The sequence below is a fragment of the Roseomonas sp. CCTCC AB2023176 genome (assembly GCF_042259275.1).
Lineage (GTDB): Bacteria > Pseudomonadota > Alphaproteobacteria > Acetobacterales > Acetobacteraceae > Roseomonas.
In genome coordinates, this window is record NZ_CP170086.1 from 1141289 (window position 1) to 1161056 (window position 19768).

At 71.4% G+C, this 19768-nt stretch carries 17 protein-coding genes; 5 read left to right on the plus strand and 12 right to left on the minus strand.

Annotated features, from left to right (window positions below; translation table 11 throughout):
- Positions 1 to 4: 4 nt before the first annotated feature.
- Both ACE7GA_RS05755 and ACE7GA_RS05760 read right to left on the minus strand, forming a co-directional pair.
- The gene (locus ACE7GA_RS05755) at positions 5 to 997 is read right to left on the minus strand and encodes an NAD(P)-dependent oxidoreductase (protein ID WP_376096915.1); all 993 of its coding nucleotides are present in this window, start codon (positions 995 to 997) and stop codon (positions 5 to 7) included.
- Positions 994 to 1761, minus strand: coding sequence for an enoyl-CoA hydratase/isomerase family protein (locus ACE7GA_RS05760; protein ID WP_376096918.1), 768 nt, complete (start codon positions 1759 to 1761; stop codon positions 994 to 996). Before ACE7GA_RS05760 ends, ACE7GA_RS05755 begins: the two co-directional genes overlap by 4 nt.
- Before the next feature lie 107 nt (positions 1762 to 1868).
- Between ACE7GA_RS05760 and ACE7GA_RS05765 the strand changes: the two genes are divergently transcribed.
- From ACE7GA_RS05765 to ACE7GA_RS05780, 4 genes are read left to right on the plus strand one after another with little or no spacing between them, the layout of a single operon-like run.
- Complete coding sequence (locus tag ACE7GA_RS05765) at positions 1869 to 2879, plus strand: ABC transporter permease (protein ID WP_376096921.1); 1011 nt, start codon at positions 1869 to 1871, stop codon at positions 2877 to 2879.
- The gene (locus ACE7GA_RS05770; RefSeq protein ID WP_376096924.1) at positions 2876 to 3763 is read left to right on the plus strand and encodes an ABC transporter permease; all 888 of its coding nucleotides are present in this window, start codon (positions 2876 to 2878) and stop codon (positions 3761 to 3763) included. Before ACE7GA_RS05765 ends, ACE7GA_RS05770 begins: the two co-directional genes overlap by 4 nt.
- A complete protein-coding gene (locus ACE7GA_RS05775) occupies positions 3763 to 5811 on the plus strand; it encodes a dipeptide ABC transporter ATP-binding protein (protein ID WP_376096927.1) in 2049 nt (682 codons plus the stop codon). The genes ACE7GA_RS05770 and ACE7GA_RS05775 overlap by 1 nt, the downstream gene beginning before the upstream one ends.
- A gap of 12 nt (positions 5812 to 5823) precedes the next feature.
- Positions 5824 to 7365 carry an acyl CoA:acetate/3-ketoacid CoA transferase gene (locus ACE7GA_RS05780; protein ID WP_376096930.1) on the plus strand — a complete coding sequence of 514 codons (1542 nt, stop codon included), beginning with the start codon at positions 5824 to 5826 and terminating at the stop codon, positions 7363 to 7365.
- Positions 7366 to 7753: 388 nt separating this feature from the next.
- On the opposite strand, the gene iolE is transcribed toward ACE7GA_RS05780, so the two are convergent.
- Both iolE and iolD read right to left on the minus strand, forming a co-directional pair.
- On the minus strand, positions 7754 to 8638 hold the full coding sequence (gene iolE, locus ACE7GA_RS05785; RefSeq protein ID WP_376096933.1) for a myo-inosose-2 dehydratase: 885 nt from the start codon (positions 8636 to 8638) through the stop codon (positions 7754 to 7756).
- A complete protein-coding gene (iolD, locus tag ACE7GA_RS05790) occupies positions 8635 to 10446 on the minus strand; it encodes a 3D-(3,5/4)-trihydroxycyclohexane-1,2-dione acylhydrolase (decyclizing) (RefSeq protein ID WP_376096936.1) in 1812 nt (603 codons plus the stop codon). Before iolD ends, iolE begins: the two co-directional genes overlap by 4 nt.
- Before the next feature lie 152 nt (positions 10447 to 10598).
- Here iolD and iolG point away from each other — a divergent pair, with 152 nt between their 5' ends.
- Positions 10599 to 11594: an inositol 2-dehydrogenase gene (iolG, locus tag ACE7GA_RS05795; RefSeq protein ID WP_376096939.1), complete on the plus strand. Its 996-nt coding sequence runs from the start codon at positions 10599 to 10601 to the stop codon at positions 11592 to 11594.
- A 12-nt stretch (positions 11595 to 11606) separates the two neighbouring features.
- Here iolG and ACE7GA_RS05800 read toward each other — a convergent pair whose 3' ends face one another.
- The 8 genes from ACE7GA_RS05800 to ACE7GA_RS05835 all read right to left on the minus strand — a co-directional run bounded on the left by ACE7GA_RS05800 (position 11607) and on the right by ACE7GA_RS05835 (position 19699).
- Positions 11607 to 12092, minus strand: a complete 486-nt coding sequence (locus tag ACE7GA_RS05800; RefSeq protein WP_376096942.1) for a RidA family protein — start codon at positions 12090 to 12092, stop codon at positions 11607 to 11609.
- Positions 12089 to 12550, minus strand: a complete 462-nt coding sequence (locus ACE7GA_RS05805) for a c-type cytochrome (RefSeq protein ID WP_376096945.1) — start codon at positions 12548 to 12550, stop codon at positions 12089 to 12091. Before ACE7GA_RS05805 ends, ACE7GA_RS05800 begins: the two co-directional genes overlap by 4 nt.
- Positions 12547 to 14148 (minus strand): NAD(P)/FAD-dependent oxidoreductase, encoded by a 1602-nt coding sequence (locus tag ACE7GA_RS05810; RefSeq protein ID WP_376096948.1) that lies wholly within the window; start codon positions 14146 to 14148, stop codon positions 12547 to 12549. Before ACE7GA_RS05810 ends, ACE7GA_RS05805 begins: the two co-directional genes overlap by 4 nt.
- Before the next feature lie 230 nt (positions 14149 to 14378).
- Positions 14379 to 15338, minus strand: coding sequence for an ABC transporter ATP-binding protein (locus ACE7GA_RS05815; RefSeq protein ID WP_376096951.1), 960 nt, complete (start codon positions 15336 to 15338; stop codon positions 14379 to 14381).
- Positions 15335 to 16294 (minus strand): ABC transporter ATP-binding protein, encoded by a 960-nt coding sequence (locus ACE7GA_RS05820; RefSeq protein ID WP_376096954.1) that lies wholly within the window; start codon positions 16292 to 16294, stop codon positions 15335 to 15337. The genes ACE7GA_RS05815 and ACE7GA_RS05820 overlap by 4 nt, the downstream gene beginning before the upstream one ends.
- A 10-nt stretch (positions 16295 to 16304) precedes the next feature.
- Positions 16305 to 17201: an ABC transporter permease gene (locus ACE7GA_RS05825; protein WP_376096957.1), complete on the minus strand. Its 897-nt coding sequence runs from the start codon at positions 17199 to 17201 to the stop codon at positions 16305 to 16307.
- Positions 17188 to 18138: an ABC transporter permease gene (locus ACE7GA_RS05830; RefSeq protein ID WP_376096960.1), complete on the minus strand. Its 951-nt coding sequence runs from the start codon at positions 18136 to 18138 to the stop codon at positions 17188 to 17190. Before ACE7GA_RS05830 ends, ACE7GA_RS05825 begins: the two co-directional genes overlap by 14 nt.
- 4 nt (positions 18139 to 18142) lie before the next feature.
- Entirely contained in the window at positions 18143 to 19699 is a 1557-nt protein-coding gene (locus ACE7GA_RS05835) for an ABC transporter substrate-binding protein (RefSeq protein WP_376096963.1), read from the minus strand.
- Between the last annotated feature and the right edge of the window lie 69 nt (positions 19700 to 19768).

Genomic DNA, 19768 nt, shown 5'->3' on the forward strand with positions numbered 1-19768 from the left:
CCGCTCAGCGCAACCGCGAAAGCCGGTGTGCCTGCTCCAGGTTCACCGCATGCTCCGGCACGCGTCCTGCGGCGAGGTCAGCGACCTGGGCGACCGTGTCCATGGCCTGGTGCTCGGCGGCCTGGGGCGTGAGGCCGGCGAGGTGGGGCGTGGCGATGACGTCGGGGCGGGAGGCCAGGCGGGGGGTGGGCATCTGGTCCGGGGCGCGCCCCACGTCCATCGCGGCGCCGGCGAGGTGGCCGGAGTCGAGCGCGGCTTCCAGCGCGGCCTCGTCCACGAGTTCGCCGCGGGAGAGGTTCAGGAAGAAGGCGCCCTTGCGCATGGCGGAGAAGGCCGCGGCGTCCATCAGGTTCGCGGTTTCTGGGGAGGAAATGGCGAGGCAGACGACGAAGTCGGCGGAGAGGGCCTCGCGGAAGCCGGCGGCGGTGACGCCCTCGTCCTCGACGGGGGTGTAGGGGTCGTAGGCCCGGACCGTCATGCCGCAGGCGCGTGCGATGTGTGCAAGGCGACGGGCGATGCGGCCGTAGCCGATGATGCCGAGGGATGAGGCGGAGAGTTGCATGCCGGTGCGGGGCGGCGGGATGTCGCCGCGGTGATAGGCCTCGGCGCTGCGCGTGATGCCGCGGGCGAGGTCCACGATCATCGCGATGCCGAGTTCGGCGACGGAGTCGATGAAGCCGGGCGTGGCGCGGGTGACGAGGATGCCGTGGGAGGATGCGGCGGCGACATCCACGGTGCTGATGTCCACGGCGCAGCGGTGGAAGGCGATGAGGTCGGGGGCGTTGGCGAAGGTCGCGGCCGTTCCGGGGGAGCCGCGGTAGGCGATGATGGCGTGGCAGCCGCGCGCCGCTTCGGCCAGTTCCTCGTCGCGGAGGTCGCGTCCCGTGGTGTTGCGGACGACGTCGGCATGCTGCTGCAAGGCCGAGAGGGCGCGGTCGCCGAAGTAGCCGGGGAAGGTTTCCTCGCCGTGGGAGAGGAAGACGCGCAGGCGGGTCATCGCGCGAACTCCGCGCTGCGCTTCTCGTTGAAGGCCCGGATGCCTTCCAGGTGGTCGCCGGCGGAGAAGCAGAGGACGTTCATCTCGTTCTCATAGGTCAGGCCGGCGGAGAGCGGGGCTTCCATGGCCATGCGCATCGCGGCCTTCACGGATTGCACGGCGATGGGGGAGAGGGCGGCGAGGCGGGCGGCGAGTTCGCGGGCGCGGGGGATGAGCATGGAATCGGGCACCACCTCCTCGACGAGGCCGAGGCGCTGGGCTTCCCCGGCGTCGATGGGATCACCGAGCATCAGGAGCTTCGCGGCGCGCCCCGCGCCGATAAGCCGCGGGAGGAGTTGCGAGGCGCCACCGCCACCGACCCAGCCGCGCTGAACCTCGGGGAAGCCGATGCGGGTCGTGTCGGCCGCCACGCGCAGGTCGGCGGAGAGGGCGAGTTCGGCGCCGCCGCCGAGGGTCCAGCCCTGCAAGGCCGCGACGACGGGCTTGCGGATGCCGCGGATGGCGGCGGCGTATTCGATGCGGTTGCGGAAATGCCAGGCGGAGGGATAGGCGGCCAGCGCATTGAGGTCGCTGCCGGCGCAGAAGGCGCGGTCGCCTTCTCCGCGCAGGAGGATGGCACGGACGGCGTCGTCTGCATCGAGTGCGCGGGCGTGGTCCGCGATGCTGCGCGCCATCGCGGGGGTCACGGCGTTGTGCTTGGCCGGCCTGTCAAGGACGAGCTCGGCCACACCGTCCGCGACCGCGAGGCGGACGCGTCCTTCCATCACCTGGGACATCGGCCCCCTCCCCTGTCTTGAAGCCATCATCGGCCCGGGGGCAGACTGCGCGCAACCGGCTGGTTACCCCTGTCCGCCGGAGGAGGGTCGTCCGCGTGCCGCGATACATCGCCACGCGACTTCTGGCGGCCGTCGCCATGGCGGTGCTGGCGAGTCTCGTCGTGTTCCTCATCTCGGCCTTCGTGCCGGGCGATCCGGTGCTGGCGCAGCTCGGCGACATCGCGGCGAGCAATCCCGTGACGGTGGCGGAGTGGCGGGCGAAGTGGGGCCTCGATCTGCCGTTGTGGGAACGGTATTGGGTCTTCCTGCAGGGCCTGGTGCGCGGGGACCTCGGCATCTCCATCGCGACGCGGCGGCCGGTGCTGGACGACATCGTGCAGTACGCGCCGGCCACGATCGAACTGGCAACCGTGTCCTTCCTGCTCACCCTCGTGGTGGGCATCCCGCTCGGCATCGCGGCGGCGGTGTGGCGGGACGGGCCGGTGGACTCGCTCGCGCGGGCCGTGTCGCTGCTCGGCGTGTCCGCCCCGACCTTCTGGCTGGCCTTCATCGTCCTGGCAATCTTCTACGGATGGCTGGAATGGGCGCCGGGGCCGGGGCGTCTAGACCCCATCGCATTCCCGCCGGAAGGCGGGACGGGGTTGCTGCTGATCGACAGCGTGGTCGCGGGTGATTGGGAGACCTTTTGGGACGCGGCGGCGCACCTCGTGCTGCCCTCGGTCGTGCTGGCGGCGGCGACGATCGGGCTGATCACACGCACGACGCGGGCCGCGATGCTCGACAGCCTGGGGCAGGATTACGTGCGGGTGTCGAGGGCCAAGGGGTTGCGGGAACGCGTGATCGTTCTGCGGCACGCGCTGCCGAACGCGCTGGTGCCCGTGGTGACGCTCGGTGGGTTGGCCTACGCGAACCTGCTCGCGGGTGCCGTGATGACGGAGACGGTCTTCGCCTGGCCGGGCCTGGGCCGCTACACCTTCCGCAGCGCGGCGGCGCTCGACTTCCCGGCGATCATGGGGATCACGCTCGTCGTCTCCGCGACCTACCTGCTGGTGAACCTGCTGGTGGACCTGTCCTACGCGGCGCTCGATCCGCGGGTGCGCCGATGAGCGACGTCTCCAGCGCGGTCCTGCAACCGGCGCCCGTGGTCATGCCGCGGGCGCGGCCGCGCTGGGTGCGGCGTCTCAGGCGTTACGGGCCGGCCTGGGTCGGCGGGGCCGTGGTGGTTGCCTGGATCCTCGTCGCGCTGCTGGCGCCGGTGATCGCGCCCTATGCGCCGGAGACGCAGGACATCACGAACCGGCTCGCGGCACCGTCCGCCTCGCATTGGCTCGGGACGGACGTGCTGGGGCGCGACGTGTTCTCGCGGCTCCTGCACGGCGCCCGGCTGTCGCTGACGGCGGGCTTCACGGTGGTGCTGCTGGGGGCGGCCGTGGGGGTCACGGTGGGGTTGGTCGCAGCCTGGGCGCGGGGCTTCGTGGACGAGGCGCTGATGCGCTTCACCGACCTCGTGCTGTGCTTCCCGCCGATCATCCTGGCGCTGGCGATCGCCGCGGCGCTGGGGATCGGGACGACGAACACGATCATCGCCATGCTCGTGGTGTGGTGGCCGAAATTCGCGCGGCTGGCGCGGGCGCTGACGCTGGTGCAGCGCAGCCAGGAATACGTGGAGGCCGCGACGGTGGTCGGGCTGAAGCCATCCCGCATCCTGGGACGGCACATCCTGCCGAATACGCTGGGTCCGCTCGCCGTGCTGATCACGCTGGATTTGGGGAATGCGATCCTGACCTTCGCCGGACTGTCCTTCCTCGGCCTCGGCGTCGTGCCGCCGACGCCGGAATGGGGGTCCATGGTCGCGGAAGGGCGGGAACTGGTGGAGCAGTGGTGGGTCGCGGCCTTCCCCGGGCTGGCCATCCTGACGGTGGTGGTGGGGTTCAACTTCTGCGGGGACGGGCTGCGCGACTGGCTCGACCCGAAGGGCCGGAACCGGTGATGGACGGGACCTTGCCGGCGCGAGATGCGGCGGCGCGGGCGGACCTGCCCGTGCTGGAGGTCGAGGACCTCCGCACCGTCTTCCTGACGGATGCGGGCGCGGTGCGGGCGGTGGACGGGGTGTCCTTCTCCGTCGGGCCGGGCGAGACGCTCGGCATCGTCGGGGAGAGTGGCAGCGGCAAGAGCGTGACGGCGCTGTCCCTCATGCGCCTGTTGGAGGAACCGGCGCGGATCATCGGCGGGGCCGTGCGCTTCCAGGGGCGCGACGTGCTGACGATGCGCGCGTCGGAGTTGCGGGACTGGCGCGGCGACCAGGCCGCGATGGTGTTCCAGGATCCGATGACCGGGCTGAACCCCGTCATCCGCATCCTGCGCCAGGTGAGCGAGCACATGGTGTCGCACGGGCGGCAGACGCCGCCGGCGGCGCGGCGGCGGGCGGTGGACCTGCTGCGGCGCATGGGCGTGTCGGCGCCGGAACGGGCGGCGGCGTCCTTCCCGCACCAGTTCTCCGGCGGGATGCGGCAGCGCGTGATGCTCGCGATCGGCGTCGCGAACGACCCGGCGCTGCTCATCGCCGATGAGCCGACGACGGCGCTGGACGTGACGATCCAGGCGCAGATCCTCGACCTGCTCCGTGGGCTGAACGAGGAGTTCGGGACGGCGGTCATCCTCATCTCCCACGACCTCGGCGTGATCGGGACGGTCTGCCGGCGCGTCGCAGTGATGTATGGGGGGGAGGTGGTCGAGGAGGCGGAGACGCGGGCGGTCCTGGAGGATCCGCGGCATCCCTACGCCTGGGCACTGGTGAACGCGGTGCCACGGCTGGATTCGCCGGCGGGCGCGCGGATGACGAGCATCGAGGGGGCGCCGCCCGATGCGCTGAATCCGCCGCCGGGATGCCGCTTCTCGCCACGCTGTCCCTTCAAGATCGCGAAGTGCGACGTGGAGCATCCGCCGTTGATGGAGGTGGCGCCGGGGCGGCGTGCCCGGTGCTGGGTGACGGCGGATGGGCGGTCGCTGCCACCGCCGCCCGTGGCCGCGACGGTGGCGGCGACGGTGGTGGACCGTGACGCGCCGCCGCTTCTCGAGGCCGAGGGGCTGGTGAAGCACTTCCCCGGGGCGCGGCAGGGCTTCTTCGGACCGCGCGCCGTCGTGCACGCGGTGAACGGCGTGGACCTGCGCCTCGCGCGCGGGGAGAGCCTGGGGATCGTGGGGGAGAGCGGCTGCGGGAAGTCCACCCTCGCGCGCCTCGTGACGCGTCTGCACGCGCCGACGGCAGGGACGATCCGCTTCGAGGGGCGCGACATCACCGCGGCGACGGCGGCGGAGATGCGGCCGATACGGCCGCGGATCCAGATGGTGTTCCAGGATCCCTACGCGTCGCTCAACCCGAGGATGCGCGTGGCGGACACCCTGGCGGAACCGCTGATGGCGCATGGGCGCGTCGCGTCGCGTCGGGAAGCGGACCGGCGCGTGCTGGACCTGATGGCGACGGTAGGGCTGAAGCCGGGATGGGCGGCGCGCTTCCCGCACGAGTTCTCCGGCGGGCAGCGGCAGCGCGTGTCCATCGCGCGGGCCCTGGCGCTGGAGCCGGCGCTGGTCGTGGCCGACGAACCGGTCTCGGCGCTGGACGTGAACGTGCAGGCGCAGGTGCTGAACCTCATGCTGGACCTGCGGGAACGGCTGGGGCTGTCCTACCTGTTCATCGCGCATGACTTGGCGGTCGTGCGGGCTTTCTGCGACCGCGTGGCGGTGATGTATCTCGGGCGGATCGTGGAGGAGGGGCCGGCGCGGGAGTTGTTCGCGCGGCCGCTGCATCCCTACACCGTCGCGCTGACGAGCGCGGTGCCGGAACCGGGGCGGGAGCGCGTGGTGCTCGGCGGGGAGCCGCCTTCGACGCTGAATCTGCCGGTGGGATGCGCTTTCCGGACGCGCTGCCCCTTGGCGCAGCCGCGCTGCGAGGAGACGCCGCCACTGGCGGAGATGGCGCCGGGACGGCACGTGGCCTGCCACTTCCCGGGGTCGTTCACCGTGCCGGGGCGGGCGTAAGGGAGGCAAGCCATGCGCGTCATCAGCGCGTCCGAGGCCGCGGGGCTGCTGCGTGACGGCGACACGCTGCTGATCGGCGGCTCGGGCGGCGGGCACGCGGTGCCGGATCTACTGCTGCGCGCGGTCGGGGAGCGCTTCGAGGCGAGCGGCGCTCCGCGGGGGATCACGGCGGTGCATCCGGTGGGCCTGGGAGACGGGAAGACGCGCGGGGCAGGGCACTTGGCGCGGATGGGGCTGCTGAAGCGCGTGGTCTCCGGGACTTTCGTGAACTCGCCGGGGATCGCGCGCCTCGCGCTGGACGAGGAGATCGAGGCCTACACCCTGCCGCAGGGCGCCATGTCCCAGTTGATGCGGGAGATGGCGGCGGGCCGGCCGGGGTTGTTGACGAAGACGGGGCTGCACACTTTCGTGGATCCGCGGCTGGAAGGTGGGCGGCAGAGCCGTCGTGCCACCGAGAACTTGGTTGAGGTCGTGTCGTTCCGGGGCGAAGAGATGCTGTTCTACAAGCCCTTCCCGGTGGACGTGGCCTTCGTGCGCGGCTCTGCCGCGGACGAGGACGGCAACGTGACGATGGAGCACGAGGCCGTCACGCTGGAGATGACGAGCATCGCGCAGGCGGCGCGGCGCTGCGGCGGGATCGTCGTGGCGCAGGTGAAGCGCATCGTTCCGCGCGGGTCCGTCCATCCGAAGATGGTGAAGGTTCCGGGCATCCTGGTGGACGCCGTCGTGGTGGATCCGGACCAGTGGCAAACCTTCGAGACGCAGGATTCGCCAGCCTATTCCGGGCATGTGCGCGTGGCACTGGAGGACGTGCCGCGGCTGCCTGCCGGGCCCCGGCGCGTGGTGGCGCGGCGCGGGGCGATGGAGTTGTTCGAGGGCGCGATCTGCAACCTCGGATCGGGGATCTCGACCGGAATCGCCAACGTCGCGGCGGAAGAGGGGGTCCTGCGGCGGATCTGCCTGACGAACGAGCAGGGGAATATCGGCGGGGCGCCCGCGAGCGGGAACGAAGCGGGCGCGGCCTTCTCGCCGGACGCGCAGATCGACCAGCCCTACCAGTTCGACTTCTACGACGGCGGCGGGCTGGACCTGGCCTTCCTGTCCTTCGCGGAGTTCGACGCGGAGGGAAACGTGAACGTATCCCGCTTCGGCGGGCGGATCGTGGGGCCCGGCGGGTTCATCAACATCTCGCAGGGCGCGTCGACCTGCATCTTCGGCGGCACGCTGACGGCGGGCGCGGCACCCAAGGCGGTGCAGCGGGTGGAGCAGGTGACGTTCTCCGGCCGCTACGCGCGGGAAAGGGGGCAAACGGTGCTCTACGTGACGGAGCGGGCGGTGTTCCGGCTCGGCGCAGAGGGACCGGAGGTCGTGGAGGTCGCGCCCGGAGCGGACCTGGACGCAGACGTCATCGGCGTGATGGGATTCCGGCCCCGCGTGTCGCCCGCCTTGCGGCGGATGGACGAACGGCTGTTCCGCGAAGGACCGATGCAGCTTGTGCTTCCGTACCGGCCGGGGCGGGCGACGGCGTCGCGGTTCGCGATGGCAGCGACTTGAACCATGCCCGAGTGCCCGGTCCGGCCTCAGGCGGTGGCAAGGGCCAGCGCCGGGTGGACTATTCCGGCAATCGAAGCCGCGCTTTGCGCCGCACAGGGCGTCGTGGACCACATTCCGACGGTCGCATGAGGCCGCGGTGCCTGGACGGAGCCGCCGTGCCCTCACGGATGGCCGGATCGCCCGCGCCTCATCTCCCAATACGTGCGGATCGATGCTCAGTCGTCCGGCGGAGGTCCGGGAGCGACTGAAGAACCGCTTTCGCCGACAAAGGCTTCGGTGTTGCATCCGCCATTGCCTGTGCCGAGCGCGGTTCCAGCTTTCGCGCCGCCAGATGCGGAACCCATCCGCGCGCCCCTCGCGGCGGCAGGAACGCCCCTCCCGAAGCCGATCACGGCAGCAGGCCGGCCTCCTGTGCGAAGCGGACCAGGTTCTCGCGCCCGATCGAGGCGTAGCGCAGCGGGTTTGCCTTGGCGGGGTCCTGCTCGGCCTCGATGACGAGCCAACCGTCGTAGCCGGGGAGTTCACGAAGCACCGCGGCGAAGTCCACGCAGCCGTCGCCGGGGACGGTGAACACACCCTCGACCACGGCGTCGAGGAAGGAGAGGCCATCGGCGTGAACCCGCGCCATGACGTCGGGGCGGACATCCTTCGCATGGACATGCGCGATGCGCGGGCGATAGGCGCGGGCGAGCGCCACGGGGTCGGCGCCGCCGAAGGTCGCGTGACCCGTGTCGAGCAACAGGTGGACGGCGTCGCCGGTGCTGTCCATCAGGCGCCCGATGTCGTCGGCGGATTCCACGACCGTGCCCATGTGGTGGTGGTAGGCGAGGGTCAGGCCGTGCTCGGCGACGTGAGTCGCGACGTCCGTCATGCGCGCGCCGAACCGCTTCCAATCCCCTGCTTCGAGGCATGGGCGACGCGCGAGAGGCGCGGACCGATGGCCGTGAATGGCGTTGGAGGTCTCGGCGAAGATCAGGACCTTCGCGCCTCCGTCGCGAAGGAGGGCGAGATGGTCGCGGATGGCCTCGATTTCGGCGCGCGCGTCGCGGGCCAGGAGTTCCGCCGAGTACCAGCCGGAGACGAGGGCGAGGCCGTGGACGTCGAGCACGGCGCGCAGTTCGGGTGCGGTACGGGGAAACTTGTGGCCGAGCTCGATGCCCTCGAAGCCGGCCTGCTTCGCCTCGCGCAGGCAGGTCTCCAGCGGCGTGTCGCCGCCGAGGGTACGCAGGTCATCGTTCGACCAGGCGATGGGGTTGGTGCCGAGGCGGATCATGCGAGGGTCTGTTTCGTCCGGGCAGCTTCGTATCGGGCGCGGGCGTCGCGCACGGGCTGCCGGTCCGACACCTCGGGGATGCCGACGTCCCACCAGTGTCCGCCCGCCTCGGTGGAGAGGGCGGGGTCGGTCTCGACGACGATGACGGTCGTGCGGTCCGCGGTGCGCGCACGGCGGACGGCGTCTTCCAGGTCGCGCAGCGTGGCGGCACGCTCGGCGATGGCGCCGAGGGATCCCGCGTGGGCGCGGAAGTCCACGGGTGGATGGATGTCGGGAAGAAGGTTGTTGAAGGGCGCTCCGCCCGTCGCGGCCTGGAGGCGGTTGATGCAGCCGAAGCCCCGGTTGTCCACGAGGACGATCGTGAGCGGGCAGCCCATGGCGACGGAGGTCGCGATCTCCGAGTTCATCATGAGGTAGGAGCCGTCGCCGACCATCACGACGACCTGCGCGTCGGGGCGGGCCATCTTCACGCCGAGGCCGCCGGGGATCTCATAGCCCATGCAGGAGTAGCCGTATTCCAGGTGATAGGAGCCGGGGTCGCCGGCCTGCCAGAGCTTGTGGAGCTCGCCGGGGAGGCCGCCGGCAGCGCCGACGACGATCGTGCGTGCGTCGCTCGCCCGCTGGACGGCGCCGATGACCTGGGCGTCGCTCGGGCGCGCGTCGGTGGGGGCGGTGTAGGTTGCGGCCGTGGCGATCCAGGCCTCGCGCGCGTCCCGCGCGCGGCGGGTCCAGTTTGGCGGCGCCGTATGGCCGGCGAGGGCGTGGGTCAGGGCTTCGAGCCCCTCCCGCGCGTCGGAGACGAGCGGCAATGCGCCGTGCTTCCCGGCATCGAAGGGCTGCACGTTCAGGCTGATGGTCCGGCCGCGGAGAAGGGCGCGCGAGCCGGTCGTGAAATCCTGCAGGCGCGTTCCGACGGCGAGGATGACGTCGGCCTCCTCCGCCAGCGCATTGGCGGCGGCGGTGCCGGTCACGCCGATGGCGCCGAGGTTCAGCGGATGCGCGTGCTCCAGGGACGACTTACCGGCCTGCGTTTCCGTGACGGGAATACCGTGTTCTTCGGCGAGGCGGCCGAGGGCGCCCTGCGCCTCGGCGTAGTGAACGCCGCCGCCTGCGACGATCAGGGGGCGTCGCGCATCGCGGAGGAGCCGGGCTGCGGCGTCGAGCTCACTCGCATCGGGGCGCGGCCGGCGCGTGGCCCAGCGGCGGCCCGCGAAAAATGCCTCGGGCCAATCGAACGCCTCGGCCTGCACGTCCTGGCAGAGGGCCAAGGTCGCCGGGCCGCAGGAAGCGGGGTCGGTCAGCACGGCCATCGCACGGGGGAGTGCCACGAGCATCTGCTCCGCGCGGGTGATGCGGTCGAAGTAGCGGGAGACCGGGCGGAAGCAGTCGTTGGCGCTCACCGTCGCGTCGTGGAAGTCCTCGATCTGCTGCAGGACGGGGTCGGGGCGGCGATCGGCGAAGACGTCTCCAGGAAGCAGCAGGACGGGCAGGCGGTTGACGTGCGCGACGGCGGCGGCGGTGACCATGTTCGTGGCGCCCGGCCCGATCGAGGTCGTGCAGGCCATCATGCGGCGGCGGTTTATGGCCTTGGCGAAGGCGATGGCGGCATGAGCCATCGCCTGTTCGTTGTGCGCGCGGAAGGTGGGCAGCCGGTCGCGGACGGCGTGCAGCGCCTCGCCGAGGGCGGCAACGTTGCCGTGGCCGAAGATGGCCCAGACGCCGGCAAAGAGCGGCTGACCCTCCGCGTTGCGCTGCGCGGCGAGGTAGCGGGCCAGGGCCTGCGCTGCGGTGAGGCGGATCGTGGTCAACGGCGTGCGTCGCCGGCGTGGTATGCGCGTGACGCCATGGCGCTCCTCCCCCCGCATCGTTGCGTGTCGCGCGGCGGTTCACTCGACGCGACTGTTGGGCCGGGTTAGGCGTGTGTCAATTCGCCATGGCCCGGTGCCGGGTTGGTGCGAGGATGAAGGGGAGCGGCGCGTTGCTCGACATCGCGGTCATCGGGGCCGGTCGGATCGGCCGCATCCACGCGCGCAACGTCGCGCTGCATCCGCGGGCGCGGCTCGTCGGCGTGACGGACCCTGATGCACGCGCCGCTGCCGGCGTCGCGCAGGCGCTCGGGTCGGAGGTCATCTCCCTCGACGATGCGTTCGGTGCGAAGGCGGTCCTGATCTGCTCGCCGACGCCGACCCATGCCGGCTACATCGAGCGCGCCGCGACGGCGGGCCAGGCCGTGTTCTGCGAGAAGCCGGTGGATTTGGACGCGACGCGGGTGCGCGACTGCCTGGAGGTCGTGCGACGTGCCGGGGTGCCGCTGATGGTCGGGTTCAACCGACGCTTCGACCCGTCCTTCGCGTCGCTGCGACGGCGGCTGGAGCAAGGGGAGATCGGGACGCTGGAGATGCTGACGATCACGTCGCGGGATCCCTCCCCTCCCCCGGCTACCTATGCGGCGCAGTCTGGCGGCATCTTCCGGGACATGGCGATCCACGACCTGGACATGGCGCGCTTCCTGCTGCGCGAGGAGCCGACGAAGGTCTATGCGGTGGGATCGTCGCTCGTGGATCCGGAGATCGGCCGCGCGGGCGACTACGACACCGCCGCGATCACGCTGAAGACGGCGAGCGGCGCGATCTGCCAGATCGGGAACTCGCGGCGCGCGACCTACGGCTACGACCAGCGGATCGAGCTGCACGGGTCGGTCGGACTGCTGCGCGCGGGAAATGCGACGGCGACGACGGTGGAGGCGGCGGGGAGCGGCGGGTTCCGCACCGATACCGCCCTACCGTTCTTCCTGGAGCGATATGCCGCGGCCTATCAGGCGGAGCTGGACGCCTTCATCGCGGCGGTGCTGGACGGGACGCCCGCCGCACCGACGGGCGAGGACGGGCTGCGCGCGCTGCTGCTGGCCGATGCGGCGACGGAGTCGGCGCGCACCGGGTTGCCCGTCCGCGTCTGATCGGGGCTGGGGTCAGGGACGAACGGCCGTCACCTCTATCTCGACGAGCCAGCCGGGATTCACGAGGCCCGCGACCTGCATGACGGATCGCGCGGGCAGGTTGGGCTGCTGCGGCGTGCCGTAGCGCTCGACGTAGGCGGCCATGAAGCCCTCGAAGTCGAGCCGCCCGCCCTTGTCGGGGTCGCCGACGAGGAAGACCTGCATCCGGACGACGTCGCCCAGGCCGAGGCCGATGGAGCGCAGGGCGGCCTCGATGCGGTCGAGCACGCCCTTCGTCTGCATGCGCGTGTCGCCGAAGGCGGCAATCGAGTTCGCGGCGGCCTCCCGGTTCACCACGGGCGGCACCATGCCGCTGACGAGGACCTGGGTCCGGCCGGCGGGGACCTCCACCGCCATGGCGATGGGGAAGTTGGAACCGGGGGTACGGTGCCGGATCACGTCCTGCGCCGCAGCGGGCAGCGCGAGGAGCGAGAGGGCCAGGGCAAGCGGACGGATCACTGGCGGAACGCCTTCACGCTGTCGGGGGTCGCGGGGTCCGCCGTGTAGCGGTTCCCGAGGTTGGTGCGGACGTAGTTCACGACGGCCGCGACCTGCGCGTCGTCCATCTGCGTCGCGAAGCCCGGCATGCCGCGCAGGCCGTTGAGCACGATGGAGGTCGGATAGGCCGCGTTTTCCAGTTTCTCGTTGCCGGCGAGCGCGGGGTAGCGGCCAGCGCCGGCGGCGCCGCGGCCGTCCGGCATGTGGCAGCCGGCGCAGGTCGCGGCGTAGAGCGAGGCGCCGTCCCGCTGGCCGAAGCGCGTCGCGGAGACGAAGCCATGGCTGTCGGAGGCCGCGCCGTCGTTGCGCTGCTGCGCGTTGGCGGGCGCGCCGGCCTGGGCGGGCTGCTGCTGAGTCTGCGGCTGCTGCGCGATGGCGGGTAGCGCGAGGAACGCAGCGAGGAGGGAGAGGCGTTTCATGCGGACACCACGCGGCGATGGAGGCGGGAGACGGCATCGATGGCAGAGGTCACCGAGCCCTCCTGCCAGGCGGGGATGTAGGAGGCGTGCTCGCCCGCGAGGATGATGCGGTTATCGAGCGCGCAGAGGTTGTCGTAGTGGTCGCGCCGCGTCGCCTCCGTCCAGATGCCATTGCAGCCGAGCGACCAGGGAACGCGGTGCCAGCCGACGCCGACGCCGGTCTCGAACTCGTCCTTGTATTGCGGGTGGAGTTGGCTACCCCATTCGACGGCACGGCGGACGCGTTCCTCCGGCGCCAGGGCAGTGAACTCGTAGGCATAGGGGCCGAAGGCGTAGGCGCCGAGCACCACGCCCTTGCCGCGGGAGCCGTAGCCATGGGCGGGGTACTGGATCATGCGGATCGGCAGGTCGGTGTAGGAGATGCCGGCGTAGATCGCCTCGTCCTGTTCCCAGAAGCGGCGCTTCATCTGCAGGCCGACCTTCACCGAGGCGGCGTAGGGCACAGCCTGGATGGCGTTGGCCATCGGCGCGCTGACGTTCACCTCGAGCTGTGACAGGATGGACAGCGGCAGGGTGCAGACGCACCAATCGGCGCGGGCCTGCTGCACCTGCCCTGGCGTGCCCGTATCCTCGTAGGCGACGGTGACGCCGCGGTCGTCCTGCTGGATGCCGACGACCTTCGTGTTGTAGCGGATGGCGTCCTGCACCTCCCGCGCCATGGCGAGCGCGATCTGGTCCATGCCGCCGACGGGCTGGAACATCGTCATCTGGAACTCGGTGAGCGCGCCGCTCGCGAGGTAGGCCCAAGCGCGGGAGGACAGCACGTCCTTCAGCGACATCGGCTCGGACGGCACGGGGCGGGCGGAGAGGCCGCCGCCAGGGTCCTTCTCGAAGCCGCGGCGGTCAGAGCTCTGGAGGTTCTTCGCGTAGGCGAGGTTGCGGTCGAGGGCACCGAAGGAGCGGAGGGATTCGATCAGGATCTCCCCGTCTTCCTTCGTGATCAGGCCGTCCAACTTCCCCTGCTGCGTGGACTTGGCGAGCAGTTCGGCGACGCCGCCGTGATAGTCCGCCATGATCTCGCGGTAGCGCTTCGGGCGGCCGCCGAAGGCGTTGCGGCCATGGACCAGCGCGTTGTGGTTGACCTGGATGAAAGGTTCCAGCGGCACGTTGAGGCGGTGCGCGTAGTCCAGGATGCCGCGGTGGTTGTAGGGAATGCGCCAGGGGCCCGGGTTGAAGTACTGGCCCTCGTCGAAGCGAACCTCCTGCGTCGCGCCGCCGAGTTCGGTGAAGCGGTCGCCGCCGCGGAGCGTCCAGGCGCGGCCGCCGGCTTTCTCCCGGTATTCCAGCACCTGCACGCGGTAACCGGCCTTGCGCAGTTCGATCGCGGCGACGAGGCCGGCGACGCCGGCACCCAGGACGAGGACGGACGCGTTCCGGGCATCGCCTTCGAGGCGGATCGGGCCGGTATAGGTCGATTCGGCGGAGGCGCCGAGCGCGGTCATCGCCTGGTACATCGCCGCGCCGCCAGCGGCGAGACCGATCCGGGCGAGCAGGTCGCGGCGGGTCTGCGGGGGAGGGTCGGTCGGGGCGTCGGTCATCGCGGGCTCCTGACGGCGGGACGTGCGGCTGCGCTTCGGGGCGTCTTGGGGGGAGGTGTCATGTCGCCGCGGCAGCATGAACCGTGGCGCACCAGGGCTCAAACCCTGCGCGGCGGGAAAGACAGCACACGGTCTCGCGAGGTCGGTGCGGTCGTCTCGCGGCGCGATCGCGCGCTCAGGAAGACGCCGCGCGGGCATGGCGTGCACGCCCTGACGCGAAGCGCGGGAGGCTATGCCGCAAGTTCCGCAGGCGTGAGCGCACCGGGGTAGAGGCAGGCGACGGCATGGCGCGGTACCGTCTCGGCCAGGGTCGGTTCCTCCTCCGCGCAGCGGGGTCGAGCGCGGGGGCAGCGTGTCCGGAACCGGCAGCCGCTCGGCGGGTCGGCCGGGCTGGGGACATCGCCGCGCAGGACGATGCGGCGGCGGGCCGGGGCGCCGGGTTCCGCGACGGCGGAGAGCAGGGCCTGCGTGTAAGGGTGCTGTGGGGCGCGGAACAGGGCGTCGCGCGGCGCCTCCTCCACGATGCGGCCGAGATACATCACGGCGACGCGCGGGGCGACGTTGCGCACCGCCGCGAGGTTGTGGCTGACGAAGACCATGGCGAGGCCGAGGCGCGCCTGCAGGTCGCGCAGCAGGTTCAGCACTTGTGCCTGGATCGAGACGTCGAGGGCACTCGTCGGCTCGTCGCAGACGAGGAAGGCGGGGTTGGTGGCGAGGGCGCGGGCGATCGCGATTCGCTGGCGCTGGCCGCCGGAGAATTCATGCGGATAGCGGTCGGCGTGGTCGGGCAGCAGGCCGACGAGGTTCAGCAGTTCCCGTACCCGCGTGGCGCGGGAGGCGCGGTCGCCGATGCCGTGGACGACCAGGGGCTCGGCGAGGAGGGATGCGACGCTCATGCGCGGGTTCAGGCTGCCGAAGGGGTCCTGGAAGACGATGCCCATGCTGCGGCGGAGCGCGCGCAGGCGCGACGGGTTCGCGGCAAGGACGTCCTCGTTGAGAAAGGACAGGTGACCGCCGTCGGGTTCGATCAGGCGCAGGAGGAGCCGGGCGACGGTGGACTTGCCGCAGCCGGACTCACCGACCAGGCCGATCGTCTCGCCGGGAACGAGGGTGAGGGAGACGCCGTCCACGGCGCGGACGGGGCCGAAGGATTTTCGAAGGCCAGTCGCCTGGAGGAGAAGCGGCGTCACGCTACCTCCTCCAGCAGGATGCAGGCGGCCGTGCCGTCCCCGGAAGGCAGGAGCGGCGGGGGGGCGGCAGAGCAGGCAGGCCGGGCCTCGGCGCAGCGAGGGGCGAAGCGGCAGCCGGCGGGCATGGCCCAGGGCGGGGGCACGGTGCCGGGGATGGCGGGCAGGTCGGCGACCGGCCCGTCCAGGCGCGGGATCGCGGCGAGGAGGGCGCGCGTATAGGGGTGCGCGGGGTGCGAGAGCAGGTTCGCGGCGGTGCCGGTTTCCGCGACGCGCCCGGCGTAGAGGACGACGACGCGATCGGCGAAATCAGCGACGACGCCGAGGTCGTGGGTGATGAGGAGGACGCTCATCCCGAACTCCGCGCGGAGGCCGCGAAGGAGGTCGAGGATGCCGGCCTGGACCGTGGCGTCGAGCGCGGTGGTCGGTTCGTCGGCGATGAGGAGGCGCGGTCTGCAGGCGAGTGCGATCGCGATCATCGCGCGCTGGCGCTGGCCGCCGGAAAGCTGGTGCGGGTAGTCGTCCACGCGGCGCGTGGCGTTGGGGATCTCGACGAGGCTCAGCAGGGACGCGGCTTCCCGGTGCGCGGCGCGGCGGTCGAGGCCGCGGTGACGGCGGAGAACCTCGGCGATCTGTTCCCCGACGGTGAGGACGGGGTTCAGGGAGGTCATCGGCTCCTGGAAGATCATCGCCATCCGGGAGCCGCGGAGGCGCTGCAGGTCGCGTTCCGGCAGTTGTGTGACGACGGTGCCCTCCAGCGTCGCGCGCCCGGCCGTGACCCGGCCGCCGGGCGGGAGGAGGCCCATGATGGCGAGCGCCGTCATGGACTTGCCGCTGCCGGATTCGCCGACGACGCCGAGGACCTCGCCGGCGTTCAGCGTGAAGGACACGTCCTCCAGCACGCGCAGCGGACCGAAGGCGATGGAGAGGTTCTGGACGGTGAGGAGCGGCGCGGTCATCGCACGGACATCATCGCACGGCTTGGCGCAGGCGCGGGTCCAGGGCGTCGCGCAGGCCGTCGCCCATTAGGTTCAGGCCGAGCACCGTAAGCGCGATGGCGATGCCCGGCACGACGGAGATCCAGGGCGCTTCCTGGATGTAGTCGCGACCTTCGGAAATGATGCCGCCGAGGGTCGGGGTCGGCGGCGGCGGGCCGACGCCGAGGAAGGACAACACCGCTTCCGCGAGGATCGCGAGGGCGAAGACGTAGGTCTGCTGCACGACGAGCGGCGCCAGGGCATTGGGCAGGACGTGGCGCAGCAGGACGCGGGTTGCGGAGGCGCCGATGGCTCGCGCGCCCTCGACGTAGGGGAATTCCCGCACGACCAGCACGCCGGCGCGCATGACGCGGGCGGTGCGCGGGGCGTAGGCGACGGTGAGGGCGAGGACGACGTTCAGTTCCGAGGGGCCGAGGGCGGCGGCAAGGGCGATGGCGAGCAGGACGGCGGGGAAGGCCATCAGCGCGTCCATCAGGCGCATCAACGGTCCGTCGGCGCGGGAGACGAAGCCGGCGACGGCACCGATGGCGCCGCCGATCAGGGCGGTGGAGAGGGCGACCGCCAGGCCGATGCGCAGCGAGACGCCGGCGCCGTGGAGGACGCGGGAGAGGATGTCGCGGCCGAAGCGGTCCGTGCCGAACCAGTGGGTCGCATTCGGGGCCTGGAAGCGCGCGCGGAAGTTGTTCCGGAGCGGGTCGTAGGGCGCGATCCAGACGGCCAGCAGGCCGGCGACCGCGACGAGGGCGAAGAGGAAGAAGCCCCAGCGGAAGGAAGGGTGGGCGAGGAGGCGGCGGAAGGCGCCGGGCGGCGCGCTCGGCGGCGCGGCGCGGCGGCGGGGCAGGCGCAGAATGGTGCTAACCGCGGCCATGGCGGAGCCGCGGGTCCAGCGTCGCGTAGAGCAGGTCCACGGCGAGGTTGACGAGGACGAAGATCGTGGCGGTCAGCAGCAATCCGCCCTGGATGACCGGGTAGTCGCGCCGCTGGATGGCGCCGACGATCAGGCGGCCGACGCCGGGAAGGGAGAAGACCTGTTCCACGACCACCGCGCCGCCGAGGAGGACGCCGAGGGCGATGCCCGCAACGGTGACGATGGGGATCAGCGCGTTGCGGAAGGCGTGCTTGCCCACGACGATCCAGCCCGGCATGCCCTTGGCACGGGCGGTGCGGACGTAGTCCTGGCGCAGCACCTCCAGCATGGCCGCGCGGGTCATGCGGGCGAAGAGGCCGATCTGGGACAAGGCCAGCGTCGCGGCGGGCAGCGCCATGGACCGCAGCCAGGCCAGCGGGTCCTGCGTGAACGGCGTGAACCCGCCGGTCGGCAGCCAGGCCAGTTGCACGGCGAAGACGTAGACGAGGACGAGGCCGAGCCAGAAATCCGGCACGGAGAAACCGATGAGGGCCGTCCCCATGGCCGCCCTATCCGCGACGCCCCCGGCCCGGACGGCAGCGACGATGCCGAGGGCGGTGCCGACCACGAGCGCGATGACCAGCGCAAGGACGGTCAGAGACAGGGTGACGGGCAGGCGCTCGACGATGGCGGCGCCGACGCCCTGCCGGAGGAGGATGCTCTCGCCGAGGTCGCCCCGAGCCAGCGCCGCATACCAGCCGATCAACTGGTCCAGCAGCGGCTTGTCTAGGCCGAGGCGTTCCCGCAGCCGTGCCAGTTCGGCGGCGGTGGCGGTGGGTCCCGCCATTTCCGCCGCCACGTCGCCCGGCACGATCCAGACGATCGCGAAGGACAGCAGCGAGACCAGGAGGAGGACGGGCAGCGCGGTCAGCAGGCGCCCGGCCGCGTAGCGCGCCACCGGATCAGCCCAGCGCAACTCCCCACATGCGGGGAATGCGGTAGGGCTTGTAGTCCCGCACGTTCGCGCGCGTCGCCTGGACGATGCCGACGTCGCCGCACTTGATGGCGATGGCCTGCTGGTACATCCGGCGCTGGAAATCCGCGACGGCCCGCCTGCCCGCCTCTTCGGACGTGGCGCCGGTCAGGCGGGCCTGGCAGTCCTCGATGACCGGGTCGCGGACATGCTGCACCGGCGCCTGTCCCGAGAAGAAGCCGACCACGCCGTAGGGGCCCTCGTAGGGCTCGATGCCGAGCATCAGCGCCCAGGCATGCCAGCCCGTGCGCTGCGTGCGCTGGGAGAAAGCAGTGGGCCAGTCGGTGATGACGGTGCGGACGTTGATGCCGACCGACTTCAGCTGCTCGGCGGCCGTGACGATGGTGTCCTGGTGGTTCTTGAAGGACGAATCGCCGAGAAGGACGATCTCCTCGTTGCGGTAGTTCGCCTCGCGCAGCAAGGCCCGCGCCCGGTCCTTGTTGTTGAGGTTGTAGAGCTCCTTGCCGATGTCACCGGCGAAGAAGTTCGTCCCGGGATGCTGCCAGCCATGGGTCATGCGGTAGAGGCCGTCGGTGGAGATCGCCATGACCTCCTCCAGATCCAGCGCGGCCTGCATGGCGCGGCGGAAGACCGGGTTGTCCATCGGCGCCGCCGCGTGGTTCAGCATGAGCGTCTGGAAGGACCAGGGCATCATCTCGTGCATGACGAGGCTGCGGTCGCTCCGAAGCCGCTGCGCCGCGGGGACGGCGATGGCCTCGAGGATGTGCATTTCGCCCGCCTGCAGGCCGGCGGTGCGGGCGCCCCCCTCCGGAACGAAGCGGATCAGGATGTTCTCGACGTTCGGCACCTTGCGGCCGGCGAAGCCGTCCATCCCCTGGTAGGCGCGGTTCTGGACGTAGTCGCCGAAGCGGGTCAGTCGGACATGGCTGTCCGGGCGGAACTCCACGAAGCGGTAGGGGCCAGTGCCGATCGGGTCGGCGCGGTTGGCTTCCTTCCCCGCCTCCTCCGCCGGGATGATCGCGCAGGGGGCGCGGGGGGAGGAGATACCGGCGATGAAGCCGGGCGAGGGCGACTTCATCCGCACGACGACGGTGCGCGGGTCCGGTGTCTCGATCGTCTCGACCGGCTGCATGATGAAGGCAGAGCCGCCGACGCGGCCGTAGCGTTCCAGGCTGGCCTTGACGTCGGCGGAGGTCATGGCGCGGCCGTTGTGGAACTTCGCTTCCCGTAGCGCGAAGCGGTAGGTCAGGCCGTCATTGCTGATGTCCACGCCCTCCGCCAGGTCGGGCTTCGGGTTGCCGGCCTCGTCGCGGGCGAAGAGGGTCTCCGTGACGTGGAGCGTGATGTTGCGGCTGGCCTGGGCCGTCGTCACCTGCGCGTCGAGGGTCGGCGGCTGCGCCTGCTGCGCCATGACGATGTCGCCGCCGGCGCGTTGCGCCAGCGCGGGGCGTGCCAGGTGGAGCGTTGCCAGGCCGGTCGTCACCAGCCCGGTCGCCGCCAGGCCGAAGTCGCGTCGCGTCAGCATCGTCCGCCCTCTCCCGGTTCCTTCGGGGGATGCTAGCCTTCGTTCGCGGCGCGCAGCAACGCGCCGCGT

Bases quoted from the DNA above. Each gene is read 5' to 3' on its own strand.
- ACE7GA_RS05835 (WP_376096963.1), bottom strand. From the start codon at position 19,699: ATGCTGACGCGACGCGACTTCGGCCTGGCGGCGACCGGGCTGGTGACG.
- iolE (WP_376096933.1), bottom strand. From the start codon at position 8,638: ATGATCCGCCTCGGCACCAACCCCATCGCCTGGTCGAACGATGACCTG.
- ACE7GA_RS05805 (WP_376096945.1), bottom strand. From the start codon at position 12,550: ATGAAACGCCTCTCCCTCCTCGCTGCGTTCCTCGCGCTACCCGCCATC.
- iolG (WP_376096939.1), top strand. From the start codon at position 10,599: ATGAAGGGGAGCGGCGCGTTGCTCGACATCGCGGTCATCGGGGCCGGT.
- ACE7GA_RS05760 (WP_376096918.1), bottom strand. From the start codon at position 1,761: ATGGAAGGACGCGTCCGCCTCGCGGTCGCGGACGGTGTGGCCGAGCTC.
- ACE7GA_RS05780 (WP_376096930.1), top strand. From the start codon at position 5,824: ATGCGCGTCATCAGCGCGTCCGAGGCCGCGGGGCTGCTGCGTGACGGC.
- ACE7GA_RS05820 (WP_376096954.1), bottom strand. From the start codon at position 16,294: ATGACCGCGCCGCTCCTCACCGTCCAGAACCTCTCCATCGCCTTCGGT.
- ACE7GA_RS05770 (WP_376096924.1), top strand. From the start codon at position 2,876: ATGAGCGACGTCTCCAGCGCGGTCCTGCAACCGGCGCCCGTGGTCATG.
- ACE7GA_RS05775 (WP_376096927.1), top strand. From the start codon at position 3,763: ATGGACGGGACCTTGCCGGCGCGAGATGCGGCGGCGCGGGCGGACCTG.
- ACE7GA_RS05755 (WP_376096915.1), bottom strand. From the start codon at position 997: ATGACCCGCCTGCGCGTCTTCCTCTCCCACGGCGAGGAAACCTTCCCC.
- ACE7GA_RS05825 (WP_376096957.1), bottom strand. From the start codon at position 17,201: ATGGCCGCGGTTAGCACCATTCTGCGCCTGCCCCGCCGCCGCGCCGCG.
- ACE7GA_RS05810 (WP_376096948.1), bottom strand. From the start codon at position 14,148: ATGACCGACGCCCCGACCGACCCTCCCCCGCAGACCCGCCGCGACCTG.